This window comes from Mycobacterium sp. NGS63, assembly GCF_059812295.1.
This window is the reverse complement of the sequence record NZ_JCALCJ010000007.1, coordinates 73,369-91,936: the sequence shown is the minus strand read 5'-3', so window position 1 is coordinate 91,936 and position 18,568 is coordinate 73,369. Positions and strand designations below refer to the sequence as shown.

General features: G+C 69.9%; 21 protein-coding genes and 1 riboswitch. Of the genes, 10 read left to right on the top strand and 11 right to left on the bottom strand.

Annotated features, from left to right (window positions below; genetic code table 11):
• Positions 1-44: 44 nt before the first annotated feature.
• Positions 45-269 carry a hypothetical protein gene (locus AC5Y4Z_RS18865; protein ID WP_499966107.1) on the top strand — a complete coding sequence of 75 codons (225 nt, stop codon included), beginning with the start codon at positions 45-47 and terminating at the stop codon, positions 267-269.
• A 42-nt stretch (positions 270-311) separates the two neighbouring features.
• Positions 312-617 carry a hypothetical protein gene (locus AC5Y4Z_RS18860; RefSeq protein WP_499966106.1) on the top strand — a complete coding sequence of 102 codons (306 nt, stop codon included), beginning with the start codon at positions 312-314 and terminating at the stop codon, positions 615-617.
• 1 nt (position 618) lies between these two features.
• On the opposite strand, the gene AC5Y4Z_RS18855 is transcribed toward AC5Y4Z_RS18860, so the two are convergent.
• Both AC5Y4Z_RS18855 and AC5Y4Z_RS18850 read right to left on the bottom strand, forming a co-directional pair.
• Positions 619-2,073, bottom strand: coding sequence for a neutral zinc metallopeptidase (locus AC5Y4Z_RS18855; protein WP_499966104.1), 1,455 nt, complete (start codon positions 2,071-2,073; stop codon positions 619-621).
• 219 nt (positions 2,074-2,292) lie between these two features.
• Positions 2,293-3,819 carry an HNH endonuclease signature motif containing protein gene (locus AC5Y4Z_RS18850; RefSeq protein WP_499966102.1) on the bottom strand — a complete coding sequence of 509 codons (1,527 nt, stop codon included), beginning with the start codon at positions 3,817-3,819 and terminating at the stop codon, positions 2,293-2,295.
• Between the two features lie 83 nt (positions 3,820-3,902).
• Between AC5Y4Z_RS18850 and AC5Y4Z_RS18845 the strand changes: the two genes are divergently transcribed.
• Entirely contained in the window at positions 3,903-4,151 is a 249-nt protein-coding gene (locus tag AC5Y4Z_RS18845; protein WP_499966100.1) for a CopG family transcriptional regulator, read from the top strand.
• Between the two features lie 3 nt (positions 4,152-4,154).
• Positions 4,155-4,583 (top strand): type II toxin-antitoxin system VapC family toxin, encoded by a 429-nt coding sequence (locus tag AC5Y4Z_RS18840; RefSeq protein WP_499966098.1) that lies wholly within the window; start codon positions 4,155-4,157, stop codon positions 4,581-4,583.
• 9 nt (positions 4,584-4,592) lie between these two features.
• Here the strand turns inward: AC5Y4Z_RS18840 and AC5Y4Z_RS18835 are convergent, their stop codons facing one another.
• Genes AC5Y4Z_RS18835 through AC5Y4Z_RS18820 form a run of 4 tightly spaced genes read right to left on the bottom strand, consistent with a single transcriptional unit; the run spans position 4,593 to position 8,308 of the window.
• Positions 4,593-6,062 carry a M28 family peptidase gene (locus tag AC5Y4Z_RS18835; protein WP_499966096.1) on the bottom strand — a complete coding sequence of 490 codons (1,470 nt, stop codon included), beginning with the start codon at positions 6,060-6,062 and terminating at the stop codon, positions 4,593-4,595.
• Positions 6,059-7,558, bottom strand: coding sequence for a M28 family metallopeptidase (locus AC5Y4Z_RS18830; RefSeq protein ID WP_499966095.1), 1,500 nt, complete (start codon positions 7,556-7,558; stop codon positions 6,059-6,061). Before AC5Y4Z_RS18830 ends, AC5Y4Z_RS18835 begins: the two co-directional genes overlap by 4 nt.
• 11 nt (positions 7,559-7,569) lie before the next feature.
• Positions 7,570-7,947 (bottom strand): DUF2752 domain-containing protein, encoded by a 378-nt coding sequence (locus AC5Y4Z_RS18825; RefSeq protein ID WP_499966093.1) that lies wholly within the window; start codon positions 7,945-7,947, stop codon positions 7,570-7,572.
• 25 nt (positions 7,948-7,972) lie between these two features.
• Positions 7,973-8,308, bottom strand: a complete 336-nt coding sequence (locus AC5Y4Z_RS18820; protein WP_499966092.1) for a CD225/dispanin family protein — start codon at positions 8,306-8,308, stop codon at positions 7,973-7,975.
• 315 nt (positions 8,309-8,623) lie between these two features.
• On the opposite strand from AC5Y4Z_RS18820, the gene AC5Y4Z_RS18815 reads away from it, so the two are divergent.
• Positions 8,624-9,145, top strand: coding sequence for a serine/threonine protein kinase (locus tag AC5Y4Z_RS18815; RefSeq protein WP_499966090.1), 522 nt, complete (start codon positions 8,624-8,626; stop codon positions 9,143-9,145).
• 91 nt (positions 9,146-9,236) lie between these two features.
• A complete protein-coding gene (locus AC5Y4Z_RS18810; RefSeq protein ID WP_499966087.1) occupies positions 9,237-9,761 on the top strand; it encodes a serine/threonine protein kinase in 525 nt (174 codons plus the stop codon).
• A gap of 4 nt (positions 9,762-9,765) precedes the next feature.
• Here the strand turns inward: AC5Y4Z_RS18810 and AC5Y4Z_RS18805 are convergent, their stop codons facing one another.
• The 4 genes from AC5Y4Z_RS18805 to thiO form a co-directional block, all read right to left on the bottom strand.
• A complete protein-coding gene (locus AC5Y4Z_RS18805) occupies positions 9,766-10,533 on the bottom strand; it encodes an SGNH/GDSL hydrolase family protein (RefSeq protein WP_499966086.1) in 768 nt (255 codons plus the stop codon).
• Positions 10,530-11,288 carry a thiazole synthase gene (locus AC5Y4Z_RS18800; protein ID WP_499966085.1) on the bottom strand — a complete coding sequence of 253 codons (759 nt, stop codon included), beginning with the start codon at positions 11,286-11,288 and terminating at the stop codon, positions 10,530-10,532. The genes AC5Y4Z_RS18805 and AC5Y4Z_RS18800 overlap by 4 nt, the downstream gene beginning before the upstream one ends.
• Positions 11,281-11,478 carry a sulfur carrier protein ThiS gene (thiS, locus tag AC5Y4Z_RS18795; RefSeq protein WP_499966084.1) on the bottom strand — a complete coding sequence of 66 codons (198 nt, stop codon included), beginning with the start codon at positions 11,476-11,478 and terminating at the stop codon, positions 11,281-11,283. Before thiS ends, AC5Y4Z_RS18800 begins: the two co-directional genes overlap by 8 nt.
• On the bottom strand, positions 11,475-12,479 hold the full coding sequence (gene thiO, locus AC5Y4Z_RS18790; RefSeq protein ID WP_499966082.1) for a glycine oxidase ThiO: 1,005 nt from the start codon (positions 12,477-12,479) through the stop codon (positions 11,475-11,477). The genes thiS and thiO overlap by 4 nt, the downstream gene beginning before the upstream one ends.
• Positions 12,470-12,580: riboswitch (TPP riboswitch) on the bottom strand. (Overlaps the previous gene by 10 nt.)
• Positions 12,581-12,612: 32 nt before the next feature.
• Here thiO and thiE point away from each other — a divergent pair.
• Positions 12,613-13,284, top strand: a complete 672-nt coding sequence (gene thiE / locus AC5Y4Z_RS18785) for a thiamine phosphate synthase (protein WP_499966080.1) — start codon at positions 12,613-12,615, stop codon at positions 13,282-13,284.
• Here thiE and AC5Y4Z_RS18780 read toward each other — a convergent pair.
• Complete coding sequence (locus AC5Y4Z_RS18780; RefSeq protein WP_499966078.1) at positions 13,256-13,891, bottom strand: NUDIX hydrolase; 636 nt, start codon at positions 13,889-13,891, stop codon at positions 13,256-13,258. The genes thiE and AC5Y4Z_RS18780 overlap by 29 nt on opposite strands.
• Positions 13,892-13,999: 108 nt before the next feature.
• Here AC5Y4Z_RS18780 and glnX point away from each other — a divergent pair, with 108 nt between their 5' ends.
• From glnX to AC5Y4Z_RS18765, 3 genes are read left to right on the top strand one after another with little or no spacing between them, the layout of a single operon-like run.
• On the top strand, positions 14,000-15,319 hold the full coding sequence (gene glnX, locus AC5Y4Z_RS18775) for a protein kinase G-activating protein GlnX (protein WP_499966076.1): 1,320 nt from the start codon (positions 14,000-14,002) through the stop codon (positions 15,317-15,319).
• Positions 15,319-16,287 carry a glutamate ABC transporter substrate-binding protein gene (locus AC5Y4Z_RS18770; protein WP_499966074.1) on the top strand — a complete coding sequence of 323 codons (969 nt, stop codon included), beginning with the start codon at positions 15,319-15,321 and terminating at the stop codon, positions 16,285-16,287. The genes glnX and AC5Y4Z_RS18770 overlap by 1 nt, the downstream gene beginning before the upstream one ends.
• Entirely contained in the window at positions 16,287-18,551 is a 2,265-nt protein-coding gene (locus AC5Y4Z_RS18765) for a serine/threonine-protein kinase PknG (protein ID WP_499966073.1), read from the top strand. The genes AC5Y4Z_RS18770 and AC5Y4Z_RS18765 overlap by 1 nt, the downstream gene beginning before the upstream one ends.
• The last annotated feature ends 17 nt before the right edge of the window (positions 18,552-18,568 follow it).

The window sequence follows — 18,568 nt, the reverse complement described above, 5'->3', positions numbered from 1 at the left end:
AGCACTTGGCGGGGCCCCCTTGGCCCGGCCGAGAGGGATTGCACATGTTGGAGAAACTTCGTCGGGTCCTCGACTACCGACTCAGCATCGCCCAGCTGATGGCCATCGGAATCCTCCTGGGCACACCGTACCTGCTGGTGGGAACCATCTGGTCGGCGACGCACATCGAACACCTGCACCAGATGCACGGGGTTGACCTCGCGGTGTCGTTCCTGGGGTCGATCGTGTCGTGGCCGGTGCTGCTTTTCGCCAATGTCTGCATGACGTGAAATCCACATCGATCATTTACATAATTGGGGGGCAGAACAGCCGTGGACAATCGCCGGATACTGCTGGGAGTGGCGGGGCTGGTGCTGGCGCTGATCGGGCTGGCAGCGCTGTGGTTTCCGGTCGCCCTCGACCAACACGACACGTATGGCTTCCCGATCGAATGCGGCAATGGCTTCACCGCCAAGGTTCCGCAGCTCGACGGCGGCGTGGTCGACAAGTGCGAGAGCGCGCTGCTCGTGCGTCGGGTCTGGGCGATTCCGTCGGTTGCCATCGGGTGGCTACTGGTGACCGTGTTCCTGGTCGCCTGGATGCGCGAGTCCCCGTCGGCGCGAGCGGATGTCTCGTGAGCTATCCGGGATAGCGCGAGTAGCAAGCGTCCATGTTGCCCGCCACGCCACCGCGGAAGGCGGCGATCCGGGTGAAGCCTGCCGGGACGCTGGTGCCGTCGGCGTCGCTGGCGACCAGGCGATTGGTGAGCAGCCCGGAGACCGCCTCGTCGAGGTCACCCGCGGTCAGCACGAGCTGCTTCTGCGACGGCAGCTCGATGGGTTCGGCCATCTTGCGGTGCACGACACCGGTCAGGCACGCGGTCCGCAGCGCGGTCCAGGGGCTCTGCATCGGCAGGCCGCGGTCGTGTTGCACGGCCAGCGCGTACCTCGACATCACGATCGACAGGGCGGTGTCGTCGCCTTGCGGCAGGGTGCGCTCGTTCTCCGCGGCGACCTTGCCCACCTTGGCCAGCGCGGGAAGCTCGACGGCGATGGTGTTGGTGGCCGGGCAGTAGGACGCCGGCGGGCTGGGCTGGGCGTCGGGGCAGGCGCTTGGCTTGTAGGACAACGTCGGCGGGTTCTGCGGCGAGAAGATCTTTCCGAGCAGCTCCATCAGCGTGGACAACGTGTCCTCGTTGATGGGGACCTCACCGGTTTCCGGGTCGCCGCTCGAATCGATGCGCAGGGCGGTCGGCAGGTCGCCGCGGCGCTGCTCGATTTCCTGCTTGTCGATGCCCGCGCACGCCGTGGCGCCGTTGATGAAGCCCATCTGGAAGGCGCTGATCCGATCCAGGGCCGACCCATGCTCGTCGTCGTTCTGGGTATCGGCATCCTCGACCGGGTCGCGGGTGGTGATGATGCCGGCCAGCACGTGGTCGAGGCCGTCGGCGGTGCTCAGCGTGAAGCGCGGTGACCTGCCGTCGGCCACCCAGAACAAGTAGACCCCCGCGAAGCAGTCCGCCTGCTGCTCGCGGACGATCGTCGGGTCCCTCCTGGTCACCAGTTTCGCCATCTGCTGCAGGGCATGGCCGAACTCGTGCGCCAGCACGCCGGTCACCGACATGTCCCCGAAGTAACGTTGCGCGACGGGCATGAAAACCCCGCGATCCCAGGCGATCAGGTTGCAGCGCGAGCTGAAGAACGCGTTGGCGAGCTTGTAGGTGTCGTTGTGGCAGATGATCGGGCTGCTCGGATCCTCCGAGTCGTAGGACACGATCTTGCCGACCGGAATGAAGCTGCCCTTCAGCGATTGGCTGTACGCCGATTTCCAGTACTCCTCGATGTCGTTGATCGAGAGCAACGACAACTTGTCGATCGGCCCGTTGTTGGTGTTGACCACCGTGCCGGTGGCACCGGGCGCGTTCGGACGGGTGCCGCTGTGGCCGTTGGCCGCCGGCAATCCGCCCACCCGGAACGGGTCGTTGAGCATCGACAGGGCGCGCCCGTCCACCATCGTGGTGCACCCGGCCACCACCAACACCGCCCCCGCGCCGGCGATTGCCGCCTTCAGGCGTCGACTCATGACGGACCTCATCCCGGCCGGGCTGCAAGGCAGCATCGAAGGGCTCTCATTCTAGATGCCCTGGCTAACCCTGACAGCCCATTCGAAATGTGCAAGGCGAGTCATCGCCCCGCGGCCGCGCAATGCTCACCCGTTCCGAAATATCAACGGCCGCGGACGTATTCATCCGGCGAATTGCCGATGCCCTGACGTGCCACGATGTGCTGATGTGCGTAAAGCGTTGCCCGGCAATCAAAATGGCGGCGGGTCGTCGTCGTCGGTGCCGGGTGGGACGGGATCAAAGTAGCTGGGCCATGCGACCCGGCGGGCTTGGCGGGCTTGGCGGTTGTGGTTGCGTTCGGTGGCCACCCGGGTGGCGCGCTCTTGGGCGCGGGTGCGCCGCCGCCGCGGCATCATCGCGGTGCGCTCGGCGCAATAATCTGGCGGCCCGAGGTCGACTTCGGGGGCGGGCATCCCACCGGCGGCGCGGCACAGGCTGGGGAACAGCAGCGCGCTGCCCGGGGTGGTGACGTAGGTGTGCCCGGACGGCGCGGTCACGATCAACGTCCCATCAGCCAGCTGGCGTTCGCTCCAACCCAGAAACGTTTTGATCAAGTGATGCAGCGGGCAGTAGCACTTCAAATTGGCCGCATGCGTGGGCCCACCCTGGGCATAGGGGATCGTATGGTCGAGCTCGCAATCCACCGCGGGGCGGTCACAACCGGGAAAGCGACACGTCAAATCCCGGCACCGCACAAAATCGGCCAACGCCTTCGACGGCACATAGCCCTTCTCCGGCGGGGCATCGCACGGGTGAAACAACGGCATCAGCTTCGCCGACTTGGCCAGCTCGGCCACCACCTCGGGCGGGATCAAACCATCAGCACCCCACTCCGAACCCGGAGTGTCGCCGAGACCGTCGATCGTGGCCTGCTCGGCGATCACGTGGATGGCCACCGGACTGGCCGCGCGGCGGGCGCCGGCCGCGCAATCGCTGCGCCCGCAGCGACACCCCAGCCGATCAGCCCCGGCCGCCAACGCCCCCAACGCATCAGCGCGGCGCTGCTCACGGCTGCGCGGGTCATGCGCGCACACCGTGGCGGCCAAGGCGTCCAGGCGCTTGTCCAAGGCGTGGGCATCCACGCTGAACAGGCTGCCCGAAATGTCGGCCAGACCATCGCCGACATCGCCGATCCACACCTGGCGATCACGCTGGCGCTCAGCGCGGCGGCGCACCGCATCGCGGTCGGCCTTGGCCACGATCTTGTCCACCTGCCCGGCCAGCCGGCCCCGCGTCATCGACGGCCAGCGCGCCACATTGGCCGCCAACTGCGCATCCACCGTCGCCAGCACGTCGGGGTCGACGATCAGATCGGTGCGATACACCAGGGTTTGAAACATCCGGTAGTCGATGTCGCCGGCCCGAAACACATCGGCGGCCTTCGGCAGGCGCTCGCGCATCGCCCGCGCATAATGCAACCGGCTGCCCGCCATCGCCTGGCTGATCCGCAACGCCGCGGCCACCTCCGCGGCGACGGCCGCCATCGTGTCAATCGCCCAACTCTCGTCCTCGCCACAGCGCGAAAGCCGATACCCGAACAGCTCCCCGATCGCCGCCAACTGCGCAGCGGCCTCCCGATTCTCCGCCCGCGCCGCCGCCGCAATCCGATTGACCAACGCCACCGACTCCGCCGTCGTCGACGGATAACGACGCTCGATCATCTCGTCCATCCGCGCGATCGCCTCAGCACGCGACTCCGAACCCGATCCATCGAACATACGTTCGAGTATACCAGGCCGACGACAAGAACGGCACCACGACGACGGGTAACGCAGCAAGGTGATGCGTTAGCATCAGATGCATGCGCACCACCTTGGCGATCGACGACGACGTCCTGCTGGCCGTCAAGGAGCGAGCCCGCCGAGAGAAGCGGCCCGTGGGAGCGGTGCTCTCCGATCTGGCCCGCCAGGCGTTGACCAGGCACGACACTCCACCGGCGGGACAGTCCGAGGCCTCCGCGCTTTTTCATGGCTTCGATCCGCTGCCGCACCGCGGCGCTGCGGTCTCCAACGCCCTTATCGACCTGCTTCGCGACGAGGAGCTGGCCTGATCGATGCGGTCGCTTCTGGATGTGAATGTTCTGCTGGCTTTGCTCGACCGAGATCACGTCGACCACGATCGGGCTCGGGCATGGATCACCCAGGAGATCGCGCGGGGTTGGGCGTCGTGTGCGATCACCCAGAATGGCTTCGTAAGCATCATCAGCCAACCGCGTTATCCCAGCCCCATCTCGCCCCGCCACGCCATCGACTTGCTGGCCCGGGCGACCCAGACGCAGCATCACCAGTTTTGGCCATGCACCGTGAGCGTTCTCGACGCCGAGACAATAGATCCTTTGCGCATACACAGTTCCAAGCAGGTCACCGACGCGTACTTGCTGGCGCTCGCCGTTGCAAACCGGGGCACGTTTGTGACCTTCGACCAGTCCATCGCATTGTCAACAGTTTTCGGTGCGCGAGACCAGCACCTGACGATCTTGTGACCGTGCCCGCTACGACACCCGGGTGCGGTGCCGCTTGTCGTGCGGCGGGACGCCGTTGGCGCCGCCGATCGACTCGGCATAGGTGCCCACCGCGAACGCCGCGGCGGAACCCATGATCGCCATCGCCTCCCGGTTGACGGCGTCGACGGTATCCCGCGGGCTCTGGTAGTTGGGATCGAACGGGATACCGGCCTGGCCGCCCCAGAGTCGTGCCTGCACGGTGGTTTTCGTCTGCGTCGACCCGGCGGCCAGGCCGCCGATCGGCACCCCCGCCACCATGAAGGGGTGGTAGTCGGTCAAGGTGTTCAACGGCGTGTCGGCGGGCCGCTTCCCGGACTGGTACAGGTAGGCGCCCAAGGTCCGCTCGATGCCGGCCGAGCCGTCGGGCACGTCGCCGAAGAAGATCCCGGCCCCCGGTGGACCGGACTGGTCGCCGTCGTCGGTGAAGTAGCCGGCGTTGGCCGAACCGATCATGGTGAAGTCCAGATACATCGCGACGTCGTTGAGCTGGTCGCCGTCCATGCCGAAAACGTAATCCATGGCGCCGTTGATGCCGTCCTCGTCGGCCCCCCAGAACGCGAACCGCACCGCGTTGTTCACCGGCGCCAACGGGCCCAGCTGCAGCGCCGTCTCCAACACCGCCGCCACGCCGGTCCCGTTGTCGTTGATGCCCGGTCCGCCGCGCGGGCTGTCGAGATGCGCCCCGACCATGATCACGTCGTGCGGGGAGCCGGTTTCGGTCTGCGCCACCACGTTTCGCGACGAGATCTGGACGTTCTCGGCGTCCAGCACCAGACGCACGGGCGCGGTGTCGCGGGCCAGCGCGGTGGCCCCGGCCCCCCCGACGACGGCCACGGGCACCCGCAGCCGCTTGAAGTAAGCGGGCACGAACAGCGTCGGTGGCGCGCCCTGGCCGGTGGCCGCGCTGAGCACGATCAGCGCGGCGGCGCCCCTGGCCACGGCGCTGTCCTGTTTGTCGACCACCGAGCAGCCCGCGTCGTCGACGACGGCGATCGCGCCTTTGGGCACGGCCGCCGGGTAGTCGCCGGGTGCGCAGCCCGACGGCCGGATGGGCCGGACCGGCTGCCCGGTCAGCCCGCCGGGCGGCGTGCGGACCAGCGGCGACGCCTGGTCGACCGGATAGCTGCGGCCCGCCACCGTCAGCGCCGGCTTGCCCGGCGAACCGGGCACCAGCCGGTCGAACTGCGTCGCCGATACCTTGAAACCCCTGTCCCGCAACGCCTTTGCCACGTAGTCGACGCTGGCGTCGTAGCCCGGCGTGCCGTCGGCGCGGTTGCCGCGGTTGGCGTTGGCGATGTCCTGCAGCGCGCGCAGGTGGGCGACCAACCGGTCGACAGTCACCTTGGCGGCCAGCCCCCGTCCGAGGTCAGGCGCCCCGGCCGGGGGCGCGGGACGCGGTCCCGAGCACCCCGCCACCAGGCCGATCAGCACCAGCGCCGCGCCCAGCCGACGGATCATGGCTTGGCGAGGACGTGGCGCGTGCGGTCCGCCAGTACCGGAACCCCGTTGCGGCCGCCGGTGTCCTGCGCGTACAAGCCAACCGCGTAGGCGACGCCGCCGCCGTTGATTCCCAGCGAGGTGCGGTCGATGTGGTCGAGGGTGTCGGTCTTTTGGTGATAGTTGGGATCGAACGGCTGGTCGGCGGTTCCGCCCCACAGCTTGGCCTGATCGGGGGTCTTCTTGACCTCGGCGCCCGAGAACAGGCCGCCGGCCGGGATGCCCGCCAGGGTGAATCCGTCGTAGTCCGAGCGGCCGTCGAACGAGGTGTCCTGCGCGGTCTTGCCGGCCGACTTCAGGTAGGCGACCAGCGCGCGCTCGATGCCGGCCGAGCCCTCCGGCACCACCGGCTGGCCGCGCGCATCCATCGGCAGCGACTGGTCGCCGTCGTAGGTGAAGTAACCGGGGTTGGGCGAGGCGAGCATGTCGAAGTTCAAATACAGCGCAATGTCTTTGAGCCCGTCCAGGTTCAGCGACTCCACGTAATTACGCGACCCGATCAGCCCGAGTTCCTCGGCGCCCCAGAAGCCGAACCGCACCGCGTTGTGCACCTGGGGCGAGTTCCCCAGCTGAATGGCGGTCTCCAGGACGGCGGCCACCCCCGACCCGTCGTCGTTGATGCCCGGGCCCTCCGGCACGCTGTCGAGGTGCGCGCCGACCATCACCACGTCGTGGGGCGACCCGGTCTTGGTCTGCGCGATGACGTTGCGGGCCTTGAACGTTTGGACGCTCGCGTTGAGCTTGATCGTGGTCGGTCCCGGCTGACCGCGCAGCTGCATCCCGACCGACTTGGTGACGCTGACCACCGGGATCTTCACGTCGGTGTCGGCGCCCAGGGTGCCGCCCATCTGCTGTTCGTCGACGTTGTCGGCGACGATCATCGCGACGGCGCCGCGCTGCGCCGCGGCGTCCTCCTTCTGGGCGAACGGGCAGGTGCCGCGGTCCACCAGCACCACCGCGCCCTGCACCCGCAGCCCGTCCAGGTCGGAGGGCTTGCAGCCCGGACTGTCCCCGGGCGGCACCGCGACCAGTGGCCCGCTCACCCCGTCCGGCGGGGTGCCGCGGCTGAACTCCAGCGGCCGCGCCTCCACGGTCGCGCCGCCAACCGTCACCATCGGCTTGTCGCCGTGAAACACCCGCGCCGAGAATTCGGGCGTCTGCACGTCAAATCCGCTGCTGCGCAACGTGTTCACGACGTAGTCGACGCTGGCTTCGTAGCCGGGGGAGCCGACGGCGCGGTTGCCATTGTTGGCGTTGGCGATGTCCTGCAGCTTCGACAGGTGCGTCATCATCGCGTCGGCCGCGACCTTGTCGTGGAGTGTGGAGGCGAAGGCCGCCGCGGCGGGATTGGCCGTCGCCGGCTGCGCGTCAGGGCAGCGATGCGAGCAACCGGACAGGGATGCGGTCAGGACGATCACGGCGAGCGCCGCGGGGATCGTCCGCGATTTTTTTACCATCGCGCCCCAGGTTAGACATACAGCGCGCTGAATGGCGCAAAAGGAATGTTGCGCACCACAAACCAAACCGCCACCAACGCCAGCGCCACCGCCGCCGACCACCGCTGGTGTTGCCAGCCCCGGACCCGCCGGCCGGCCACGCGGCCGTAGGTCCACGCCACATACGCCCAGACCAACAACACCAGCGCCACCAAACCCAGCGCGTTGAACCTCGCGGCCGCCGCCACGTCGCCGTGCAGCAGCGAATACAGCATGCGCGCGCTGCCGCATCCGGGGCAGTCGATGCCCAACAACGCCTTGGTGGGACACACCGGCAGCGGGCCACCCGGCGTCGTCGGATCGCCCACCCAGGTGGCCGCGCACACCAATGCGGCGGACGCGGCCACCATCAGCGGCGCGCCCAGGGCCGCGGCCTCAGAACGTCGCGAGTGGGGAAAGCGCGTTCGTCGTGCCCGCATCGAGACCACCGGCCACCGAGACGATGATGAGGACGGCAACCCACACGGCCCAGATGACGACCGACCAGATCACCCACTTCCGGGCGCTGGCGGCCGCGGCCTGCGCCTCGGCGTGCAAGCCCTGCGCCCACAATCCGTTGACCGAGGCGGCTTTCACGATCGCGACGATCCCGGTGATGGGGAAGCAGAACAACGTCGCCAGGATCGCCCACACCAAGTTGTTGCTCGGCGCCAGGCCGGCCGGCTGTTGCGGCGGGTATCCGGGTGGAGGCGGGGGCGGCTGCTCTGTCATGGATTCTCCAGGGGAAAAGAATTTAACTGGCGTGAGGCGGTGCTTACCCTACCCGAGCCGCGTGAAAACGCCACCATCTCCACAGATATCCGTTATTCCGGCCGTCCCGCCGGGCGCGGGACCGCACCCCTGACGAGCGCGAGAACCCCTGGTTTTCAACCGCTTTGCCGATAAGGTCCACTCAAACGCAAAATCACGGCAACATTGTGCCGAGCCGCCGAAAGGATTCCCAGACAGACAATTTCTAGCGGAATGTGTTGCATTGACAGGACATAGCCCTACGATCCCTTTAACGGTCCGATGTTAGGAGCCAGGATGCCTGATCTCAGCAAGGCGCTGCGCGCCGCGGCGGCCACCGCGCTCGCGGGTGGTTGCGCGCTGGCCGGCGCCGTCACGGCGACCGCGGACCCCACCGGTAACCCGGCCGACGTCAACACGCTGGCCGGGTCGTTGTCGAAGGGCTACGGCCTCAACAACTGCAACGCCGGAAACCTCGACGCCGGCGAGCTGGCCGTGCTCACCTGCGGGCAAAGTCCCGACCCGGGCGGCCCCGTTCAGGCCAGGTACATCCTGTTCAGCAACGCCGACAATCTGGCCGCCTCGTTCAAGACCAGCATCAAGGACGACGTGTTGACCGCGTGCGGGGACAGCGGGCAATCGCCCACCACCTGGCACCAGGGCACCAACAGCGCCAACTCGGGATCGGTGGCGTGCGGCACCTACCAGAATGCCGCCGAGATCATCTGGACCACGGACTCCAAAAACGTGTTGGGCCTGATCCGCGGCTCGAACGCCGACGCCCAGGCGCTCTACCAGTGGTGGCGCGCCAACGGCTGACGTATATGGCTGGGCCGCAGCGCTTTCCGCTCCGCCGGCCCCGAAACCCGGTGACGATCTTCGGTTTTCCAACACAACAAAGGAGTTCGAAATGTCCCCTCTCACGAATGCGCTGCGCGCCGCGACGGCGGTGGCGCTGATGGGCGGTTCCGCCCTCGTCGGCGCCGCCACGGCGGCCGCCGATCCCGGCACCGGCAGCTCGGCCGACATCAACACGCTGGCCGGCGTGCTGTCGAAGGGCTACGGCCTCAACACCTGTGAGCCGGCGCAGTTGTCGGGCCCCGTGCTCGCCGAGCTCGACTGCGGGCAGAGCCCGGACCCCAACGGGCCGGCCGCCGGCGTCTATCAACTGTTCAACAACGGCAGCGACCTGGCCGCCGCGTTCACCTCCGGGATCAACGGCGTGTCGCTGAGCCCGTGCGGGGACCAGGGACAGTCGCCGGGCACCTGGCACCAGGGCAGTAACGGTCAGACGGCCGGCCAGGTGGCGTGCGGAACCTACAAGAACGCCGCGGTGATCACCTGGACCACCGACGCCAAGAACGTGTTGAGCCACATCCGCGCGTCCAACACCGACGTCAACGCGCTGTACCAGTGGTGGCGCACCAACGGCTGAGCCGCTACAGCTGCGCCACAACCAGATCCGCCACCGCGCGCATCCCGGCGGCGTTGGGGTGCAGCGGTGCGGGCCGGCCCGGCAGCGGCACGCCGTAGCGCGCGGGCGTGACCGTCCACGGGTCGGCCGCCCACGCGTGGTGTAGCCGGCTCGCCGCGGCGGCGCCGACGGCCTCACATCCGGTTGCCGCCGCCGCCTCGGCCGTCAGCCGTTCGAGCGTCGCCGCGACGTGGCGGCCCAGCTCGGCATCCGCCTCGCCCAGCGGGGGCGCCGGCGTGCCCGCGGGCGGCAGGATCGTCAGGTAGTCCACGAACAAGACCCGGGCGTGCGGGGCGCGCCGGCGCAGTGCCGTCCCGACCGCGCACAACGAATCGAACACCCCGGCCAGCGCCCGATCGCGGGTGTCACGGTCCAGCAGTTCGGAGAGGCGCGGGCCGAGCAGCGGCAGGCGCCGCATGGCGTGCGGCAGCGAGGCGGCCATCAACAGCGGAACGTAGCCGACGTCGTTGCCCCCGATGGTCACCGTGACCAAGCTTTCCGAGCCGTCCAGCGCGTCGATCTGGGCCGGGCTGCCGTGCTGGCGATCGGTGAGCACGTGGGCGGTCGTGGCGCCCGAGAAGGTGACGTCGACCAGCTCGAGGCTCAGCCGTTCGGCGAGAAGGTGTGGGTAGTTGCGGGCCGAGCGGCCCGACCACAGCGGCGCGCCCGCCGCGCGCGGCCGGATGCCGGGGCCGGCGACCATCGAACTGCCCAGGGCGACATAGCGTTTCATGGAGCCGGGCTGGATGCCTGCGCCCAGAACCGCTTCGGGATCCGCCCGGCGCGCCGGGCCAGGTAGCCCGCGCCGACCGCGGCGGCCATCGCGGCGGCCATCGCCGGCGGGTCGGCGGCGCGGGTCACCGCCGTGGCCAACAGGACGGCGTCGCAACCCAATTCCATCGCCAGCGCGGCGTCGCTGGCCGTGCCGATGCCGGCGTCGAGCACCACCGGCACGCCGGCGCGCGCGACGATCATCTCGATGTTGTGCGGGTTGGTGATGCCCAGGCCGGTGCCGATCGGGGCGCCCAGCGGCATCACGGCCGCGCAACCGGCGTCTTCGAGCCGGCGGGCCAGCGCGGGGTCGTCGTTGGTGTAGGGCAGCACGACGAACCCGTCGTCGACCAATTGCTCTGCCGCGCGGACCAACTCGACCGCGTCGGGCAGCAGGGTGCGTTCGTCGGCGATGACCTCGAGCTTGACCCAGTTGGTGTTCAGCGCCTCGCGGGCCAGCTGCGCGGTGAGCACCGCCTCGGCCGCGCCGCGGCACCCCGCGGTGTTGGGCAGCGGCGTGATGCCCAGCCGGTTCAGCAGGTCCAGCAGCCCGGTCCCGCCCTCGGCGTCGACGCGGCGGATCGCCACGGTGGTCAGCTCGGTGCCGGACGCGATCAGCGCCTGCTCGAGCACCGCCAGGTTCGTCGCGCCCCCGGTGCCCATGATGAGCCGCGAGGCGAAGCTGCGGTCCGCGATCGTCAGTTTGGAATCAGCCACCTTGCACCGCCGTCACCACCTCTAGCCTTGCGCCGTCGAAAAGCCGTGTCGCCCACGCCGATCGCGGCAGGACCGACAGGTCCATCGCCACCGCGATGCCCCGGTCCGGGAAGCCCAGCGACTCCAGCAGCGCGGCGACCGTGGTCCGCTCGTCGACCTCGACCTGTTGCTCGTTGACCGTGACGATCATGGGTGGGCCCCCACCGGGGCCAGTTCGGACACAATCTGTTCGGCGGTCCACGGCGCCAGCAGGAACCCGGACCGCCCGTGGCCGGCCGCGACCAGGGTCCGCCCGTCCAGGCGCTGCACGAGCGGCAGGTTGTCGGGCGTCATCGGGCGCAGCCCGGCGGCGCACTCGGCCAGTTCGTACTCGCCCAGGGCCGGCACCACCGCGCACGCGTCGTCGAGCAGGTCGCGCACCCCCGACACGGCCGGGGCGGTGTCGCGCCCGTGCTCATACTGGGTGGCGCCGACGACCACCCCGTCCACCCGCGGCACCAGGTACACCTGCCGTCCGTGCACGCGGGCGCGAATCACCCTGCCCAGCAACGGCATACATCCCTTGCGCCAGCGCAGGCGCAGCACCTCGCCCTTCACCGGGCGCACCGGCAGCCCCGGCCACAGCGACGGCGCGTCGATGCCGTTGGCGATCACCACCGCGTCGGCGTCGACGCGGGCCAGGTCGTGCACCGGCCCCGCCCACTCGATGCCGAGGCGTTCGCAGGCCAGGCCCAGGCCGTCGAGGACGGCGCGGTTGTCGACCGCCAGCTCGGTGGGCGCCCGGAAGCCGTGGCGGATGCCCTGGGCCAGCAGCGGTTCCACGTCGCGGGCCGCGCTCTCCCACACCACCGGGTGGCCCTGGTCGGACAGCCAGTCGGCGACGGTGCGCAAATCCGCGACGTCGGCGCGGTCGACGGCCACCACCAGCGACTCGCGCGCGGTGATGATCCCCGGCGGCAGCCCGTCGGTGAAGCCCTCGCGCCACAGCCGCAGCGATTCCAGGCCCAGCCGCAGCAGCCGCTCCTCGCCGGGCCAGCCTTCGCTGTGCGGGGCGAGCATGCCGCCGGCCACCCAGGACGCGCCCGGTTCGCCGGTGCGATGCACCCGCACCGACCATCCGGCCTGCGCGGCCCGGCGCGCCACCGACAGCCCGATGACGCCGCCGCCGATAACGGCCAGCCGGTTCGCCATCCTCTGCTCCCTTCGCCGGCATGACCCGGATCAGGTTCGACGGTAAGGGCCGCGCGCCCACTCTCAGTCCCCGCTCGCAAGAGACTCCCGTGCTCTATCTACCCGTCCCACGCTAGCGCGCTAGCGTCGCGGTGTGCACGAACGTGTCGCCCGGCTCCGTGAAGCGAGGCTGTATCTGTGCACCGACGCGCGCCGCGAGCGCGGCGACCTGGCCGAGTTCGCCGACGCCGCCCTGGCCGGCGGGGTCGACGTCGTCCAGCTGCGCGACAAGGGGTCGGCCGGCGAGCGGCGGTTCGGCCCGCTCGAGGCGCGCGACGAGCTGGCCGCCTGCGAGATCCTGGCCGAGGCGGCCCGGAGGCACGGGGCCCTGTTCGCGGTCAACGACCGCGCCGACATCGCCCGCCTGGCCGGCGCCGACGTGCTGCACCTGGGCCAGGGCGACCTGCCGCTGCCGGCGGCGCGCGACATCCTCGGGCCGGACACGCTGGTGGGCCTGTCCACCCACGACCCCGGCCAGCTCGCCGACGCCGCGAATGGTGGCGCCGACTATTTCTGCGTCGGACCGTGCTGGCCCACTCCGACCAAGCCGGGCCGCGCCGCGCCGGGCCTGGACCTGGTGCGCGCGGCGGCCGCACTCGGCGGCGACACGCCCTGGTTCGCGATCGGCGGCGTCGACGCCGAGCGGCTGCCCGAGGTGCTCGACGCCGGCGCGCGGCGAATCGTGGTGGTCCGGGCGATCACCGCGGCCGAGGACCCGCGGGCGGCCGCGCGGCGGCTCAGTTCAGCGCTTGCAGCAGCGAGCTGATCCGCGGGCTCGGCGGCGATTGGTCCGCCGGAAGCGGATTGCCGGGCATGCACCACACGAAGACGCCGGCCTCGATCTCGATCGTGCGCGGCAGGTGGTGCCGTCGTTCGTCGGCGTGGTCCAGCGGCAACAGCGCCGGCGCGGTGCGCAGCCCCTGCCAGCTGGCCGCGAAGCCGGGGTGCAGCGGCAGGTCGGCGACGTCGCTCTCGGCGACCCAGCGCATCTCGGCGCTTTCCCGGTTGGGGACGGTGTCCAGCAATGCGGCGGCGTCGGCGACGACGGTGGTGTAGGTCCAGTGCGCGCCGCCGTGCCCGAAGACCTCGGCGGTGACCACCGTCCCCCGCACCGTCAGCAGCTCGCCCAGCAGGCCGGCCTCTTCGTGCGCCTCGCGCACCGCGGTCTGCTCCGCGGTCTCGTGGCTGTCCCGGGCGCCGCCCGGCAACCCCCACGTGCCGCCCTGGTGGCTCCACACCGCGCGGTGCTGCAGCAGCACCGCGGGCGTGCCGTCGGACCGGGGGGCGCGCAGCAGCAGGCCGGCCGCGCCGAAGCGACCCCAGTAGTGAGCGCCGCTGTCGGATACCACCCACCCGTCACCGTCGCCCTGCACCGGTTCAGGATATGCAGGCGGTCCCGACAATTGGGTCGCCTCCCCACATCTGCCCCGACATTCTCTTAGACTTCGCTTATCCGGGTTCGAGATGAGGGCTGAGCAGACGTGACCGTTGAGCTGGCGCACCCGTCGACCGAGCCGAAGGGGTCGCGGTCGCCGGCCGAACCCGCCCATCCGCGCTGGTGGTTCATCGCGACGACGCCGGGCCGCATCCTGACCATCGGGATCGTGCTGGCGGCCCTCGGGGTCTCCAGCGCGTTCGCCACGTCGACGACCATCAACCACCGCCAGCAGGTGCTGTCCACGGTCCTTAACCACACCGAGCCGCTGTCGTTCGCCGCCGGGCGGCTCTACACCACGCTGTCGGTGGCCGACGCGGCGGCGGCGACGGCGTTCATCGCCCAGGCCGAGCCGCAGCCGGTCCGGCAGCGCTACGAGCAGGCCATCACCGACGCCGCGGTGGCGGTGACGAGGGCGTCGAGCGGGCTGACCGACGAACCGCTGGTGCAGTTGCTGGGCCGGATCAACGCCGAACTGGCCGTCTACACGGGGCTGATCGAGACCGCGCGCACCAACAACCGGGAGGGCAACCCGGTCGGGTCGTCGTACCTGTCGGAGGCCTCGGGGCTGATGCAGTCGCGGATCCTGCCCGACGCGCAGCAGCTGTATCAGGCGACGTCGGAACGCGTGGACAGCGAGACCACCGCGTCCACCCACTTTCCCGCGCCGGTGATCCTCGTCGTGGCCAGCACCGTGGTCTTCGGCGTGTTCTCCCATCGGTGGCTGGCCCGGCGCACGCGGCGCCGCATCAACCCGGGCCTGGTCGTCGGCGCCCTCGGTATCCTCGTCATGGTGGTATGGGTCGGAACCGCACTGACTATCTCGACGACCGCGAGTCGTAGCGCCAAGGACACCGCCGCGGAGTCGCTGCGGACGGTCACCAACGTCGCCATCACCGCCCAGCAGGCCCGCGCCGACGAGACGCTGTCGCTGATCCGTCGCGGCGACGAAGAGGTGCGCAAGCAGTCGTTCTATCAGCGCATCGACGCCATGCACTCCCAGCTCGACCAGTACCTGTCCCGCAGCGACGCCGTCGACAAACCGGACCTGCAGGGCGCCGACCAGCTGCTGCTGCGGTGGCGCCAGGCCAACGACCGGATCAACTCCTACATCTCGGTGGGCAACTACCGCGAGGCCACCCGGGTCGCGCTGGGCAGCGGCGAGGACGACTCCACCCCGGCCTTCGACAAGCTCGAGGACGAGCTGGGCAAGGCCATGGACCAGAGCCGCACCCACCTGCGCAACGACGTGCTCAACGCGCGCAGTGGGCTGTCCGGTGCGCAGGTCGGCGGCGTGGTGCTGTCCCTCGGCGCCGCCATCGCCGTCGCGTTGGGCCTGTGGCCCCGGCTTAAGGAGTACCGGTGATGGCGCGGGTGGCGCGGGCCTGCGGGGCGCTGGCCGCGGCGGTCACGCTGGCGGGCTGCAGCCACACCGAGACGCTGACCGTGGCGACCGTGCCGACGCTGCCGCCACCGACGCCGGTCGGCATGCAGGAGCTGCCGCCGCAGCCGCCGCTGCCGCCGGACACGACCAGCCAGGACTGCAACCCGACCGCCAGCCTGCGCCCCTTCCCCAACAAGGCCGAGGCCGACGCCGCCGTCGCCGACATCCGCGCGCGCGGCCGGCTGATCGTGGGGCTGGACATCGGCAGCAACCTGTTCAGCTTCCGCGACCCGATCACCGGCGAGATCACCGGCTTCGACGTCGACATCGCCGGCGAGATCGCGCGCGACATCTTCGGCGCCCCATCGCATGTCGAGTACCGCGTGCTGTCCACCGACGAGCGCATCACCGCGCTGCAGCGCGCGGAGGTCGACGTGGTCGTCAAGACCATGACCATCACCTGTGAGCGGCGCAAGCTGGTCAACTTCTCCACCGTCTACCTCGACGCCAACCAGCGCATCCTCGCCCTGCGCGACGCGCCGATAGTCAAGCCCGCCGACCTGTCGGGCAAGCGGGTGTGCGTGGCCCGGGGCACCACGTCGCTGCACCGGATCCAACAGATCGACCCCCCGCCGACGATCGTGTCGGTGGTGAACTGGGCCGACTGCCTGGTGGCCATCCAGCAGCGCGAGATCGACGCCGTTTCCACCGACGACTCGATCCTGGCGGGGCTGGTCGAGGAGGACCCCAACCTGCACATCGTCGGGCCGAACATGGCGACGCAGCCCTACGGCATCGGCATCAACCTGAACAACACCGGGCTGGTCCGGTTCGTCAACGGCACCCTGGAACGCATCCGCCGCGACGGGACGTGGAACACGTTGTACCGCAAGTGGTTGACGGTGTTGGGGCCCGCGCCCGGCCCCCCCACGCCGAGGTATGTGGACTGATGGCCGAACCGATGGACACGGACGAACCGGGCACCCAGGCGCCGGACGTGCAGACGGGGGCGGCCGCGGAGTCGCGGCCCCAGGCCACCCAGGCGCTGTTCCGTCCCGACTTCGACGACGACGACGACTTCGGTGAGTTCCCGCTCATCCCCGGCATCGACACCGACGCGCCCGAACGGATGACGGCGGCCACGCGGGTGCTGCCGCCGACCAGGCAGCTCGGCGGTGGCCTGGTCGAGATCCCCCGCGTGCGCGACATCGATCCGCTCGAGGCGCTGATGACCAACCCGGTGGTCCCGGAGTCCAAGCGCTTCTGCTGGAACTGCGGCAAGCCCGTCGGGCGGTCCGGCGCCGAGAACAAGGGGGCGTCCGAGGGCTGGTGCCCGTCCTGCGGCAGCCCGTATTCCTTTCTGCCGCAACTGAATCCCGGGGACATCGTCGCCGGCCAGTACGAGGTCAAGGGCTGCATCGCCCACGGCGGTCTGGGCTGGGTCTATTTGGCGGTCGACCACAACGTCAACGACCGCCCCGTCGTGCTCAAGGGCCTGGTGCACTCCGGTGACGCCGAGGCGCAGGCGATCGCGATGGCCGAGCGCCAGTTCCTGGCCGAGGTGGTGCACCCGCAGATCGTGCAGATCTTCAACTTCGTCGAGCACACCGACCGGCACGGCGATCCGGTCGGCTACATCGTGATGGAGTACATCGGCGGGCAGTCGCTGCGGCGGGGGCTCAAAGACGGGAAAACCGAGAAACTTCCGGTCGCCGAGGCCATCGCCTACCTGCTCGAGATCCTGCCCGCGCTGAGCTATCTGCATTCGATCGGCCTGGTCTACAACGACCTCAAGCCGGAGAACATCATGCTCACCGAGGAGCAGCTCAAGCTGATCGACCTGGGCGCGGTGTCGCGGGTCAACTCGTTCGGATATTTGTATGGCACACCGGGTTTCCAGGCGCCGGAGATCGTGCGGACCGGCCCGACGATCGCCACCGACATCTACACGGTCGGGCGCACGCTGGCGGCGTTGACGCTGAGCCTGCGCACCCGCAACGGCCGCTACGTCGACGGGCTGCCCGACGACGATCCCGTGCTGAAGACCTACGACTCGTTCGGGCGGCTGCTGCGCCGCGCCACCGATGCCGACCCGCGCCGCCGGTTCTCCACCGCCGAGGAGATGTCCGCCCAGCTGATGGGCGTGCTGCGCGAGGTGGTCGCCCAGGACACCGGGATCCCGCGACCCGGTCTGTCGACGGTCTTTTCGCCCAGCCGCTCGACGTTCGGGGTGGACCTGCTGGTCGCGCACACCGACGTGTACCTGGACGGCCAGGTCCATTCGGAGAAGCTGACCGCCCGGGAGATCGTGACCGCGCTGCCGGTGCCGCTGGTCGACCCGACCGACGTCGCCGCGCCGGTGCTGCAGGCCACGGTGCTGTCCCAGCCGGTGCAGACGCTGGACTCGTTGCGGGCGGCGCGGCACGGTTCGCTGGACGCCGATGGCATCGAGGTGGCCGAGTCGATCGAGCTGCCGCTGATGGAAGTCCGCGCGCTGCTCGACCTCGGCGACGTCGCCAAGGCCACCCGCAAGCTCGACGACCTGGCCGAACGGGTCGGGTGGCGGTGGCGGCTGGTGTGGTACAAGGCCGTCGCCGAGCTGCTCACCGGCGACTACGACTCGGCCACAAAGCATTTCACCGAGGTGCTGGACACCTTTCCCGGCGAGCTCGGGCCCAAGCTGGCGCTGGCGGCCACTGCGGAGCTGGCCGGCGACACCGACGAGCACAAGTTCTACCAGACGGTGTGGAAGACCAACGACGGCGTGATCTCCGCGGCCTTCGGCTTGGCCAGATCGCTTTCGGCCGAGGGTGATCGGGAGGACGCGGTCAACACACTGGACGAGGTGCCGCCCACCTCAAGGCATTTCACCACCGCGCGACTGACCAGCGCGGTGACCCTGATGTCCGGCCGTTCGGCCGGCGAGATCACCGAGGCGCAGATCCGCGACGCGGCCCGGCGGGTGGAGGCGCTGCCGCCGACCGAGCCACGCGTGCTGCAGATCCGCGCGCTGGTGCTGGGCGGCGCGATGGACTGGCTGGACGACAACGAGGCCAGCACCAACCACATCCTCGGCTTCCCGTTCACCGAGCACGGCCTGCGCCTGGGTGTGGAGGCGTCGCTGCGCAGCCTGGCCCGCGTCGCGCCCACCCAGCGGCACCGGTACACGCTGGTGGATATGGCGAACAACGTGCGGCCCACGAGTACGTTCTGAGGCTTTGGTTTCGAGTG

Excerpts from the sequence above, each read along its gene's own strand:
- AC5Y4Z_RS18770 (WP_499966074.1), top strand. The coding sequence starts at position 15,319 with ATGGCGCGGGTGGCGCGGGCCTGCGGGGCGCTGGCCGCGGCGGTCACG.
- AC5Y4Z_RS18840 (WP_499966098.1), top strand. The coding sequence starts at position 4,155 with ATGCGGTCGCTTCTGGATGTGAATGTTCTGCTGGCTTTGCTCGACCGA.
- AC5Y4Z_RS18830 (WP_499966095.1), bottom strand. The coding sequence starts at position 7,558 with ATGGTAAAAAAATCGCGGACGATCCCCGCGGCGCTCGCCGTGATCGTC.
- thiO (WP_499966082.1), bottom strand. The coding sequence starts at position 12,479 with ATGGCGAACCGGCTGGCCGTTATCGGCGGCGGCGTCATCGGGCTGTCG.
- AC5Y4Z_RS18865 (WP_499966107.1), top strand. The coding sequence starts at position 45 with ATGTTGGAGAAACTTCGTCGGGTCCTCGACTACCGACTCAGCATCGCC.
- AC5Y4Z_RS18825 (WP_499966093.1), bottom strand. The coding sequence starts at position 7,947 with ATGGTGGCCGCGTCCGCCGCATTGGTGTGCGCGGCCACCTGGGTGGGC.
- thiS (WP_499966084.1), bottom strand. The coding sequence starts at position 11,478 with ATGATCGTCACGGTCAACGAGCAACAGGTCGAGGTCGACGAGCGGACC.
- AC5Y4Z_RS18845 (WP_499966100.1), top strand. The coding sequence starts at position 3,903 with ATGCGCACCACCTTGGCGATCGACGACGACGTCCTGCTGGCCGTCAAG.
- AC5Y4Z_RS18850 (WP_499966102.1), bottom strand. The coding sequence starts at position 3,819 with ATGTTCGATGGATCGGGTTCGGAGTCGCGTGCTGAGGCGATCGCGCGG.
- AC5Y4Z_RS18815 (WP_499966090.1), top strand. The coding sequence starts at position 8,624 with ATGCCTGATCTCAGCAAGGCGCTGCGCGCCGCGGCGGCCACCGCGCTC.
- AC5Y4Z_RS18765 (WP_499966073.1), top strand. The coding sequence starts at position 16,287 with ATGGCCGAACCGATGGACACGGACGAACCGGGCACCCAGGCGCCGGAC.
- AC5Y4Z_RS18855 (WP_499966104.1), bottom strand. The coding sequence starts at position 2,073 with ATGAGGTCCGTCATGAGTCGACGCCTGAAGGCGGCAATCGCCGGCGCG.
- AC5Y4Z_RS18835 (WP_499966096.1), bottom strand. The coding sequence starts at position 6,062 with ATGATCCGTCGGCTGGGCGCGGCGCTGGTGCTGATCGGCCTGGTGGCG.
- AC5Y4Z_RS18810 (WP_499966087.1), top strand. The coding sequence starts at position 9,237 with ATGTCCCCTCTCACGAATGCGCTGCGCGCCGCGACGGCGGTGGCGCTG.
- AC5Y4Z_RS18805 (WP_499966086.1), bottom strand. The coding sequence starts at position 10,533 with ATGAAACGCTATGTCGCCCTGGGCAGTTCGATGGTCGCCGGCCCCGGC.
- AC5Y4Z_RS18820 (WP_499966092.1), bottom strand. The coding sequence starts at position 8,308 with ATGACAGAGCAGCCGCCCCCGCCTCCACCCGGATACCCGCCGCAACAG.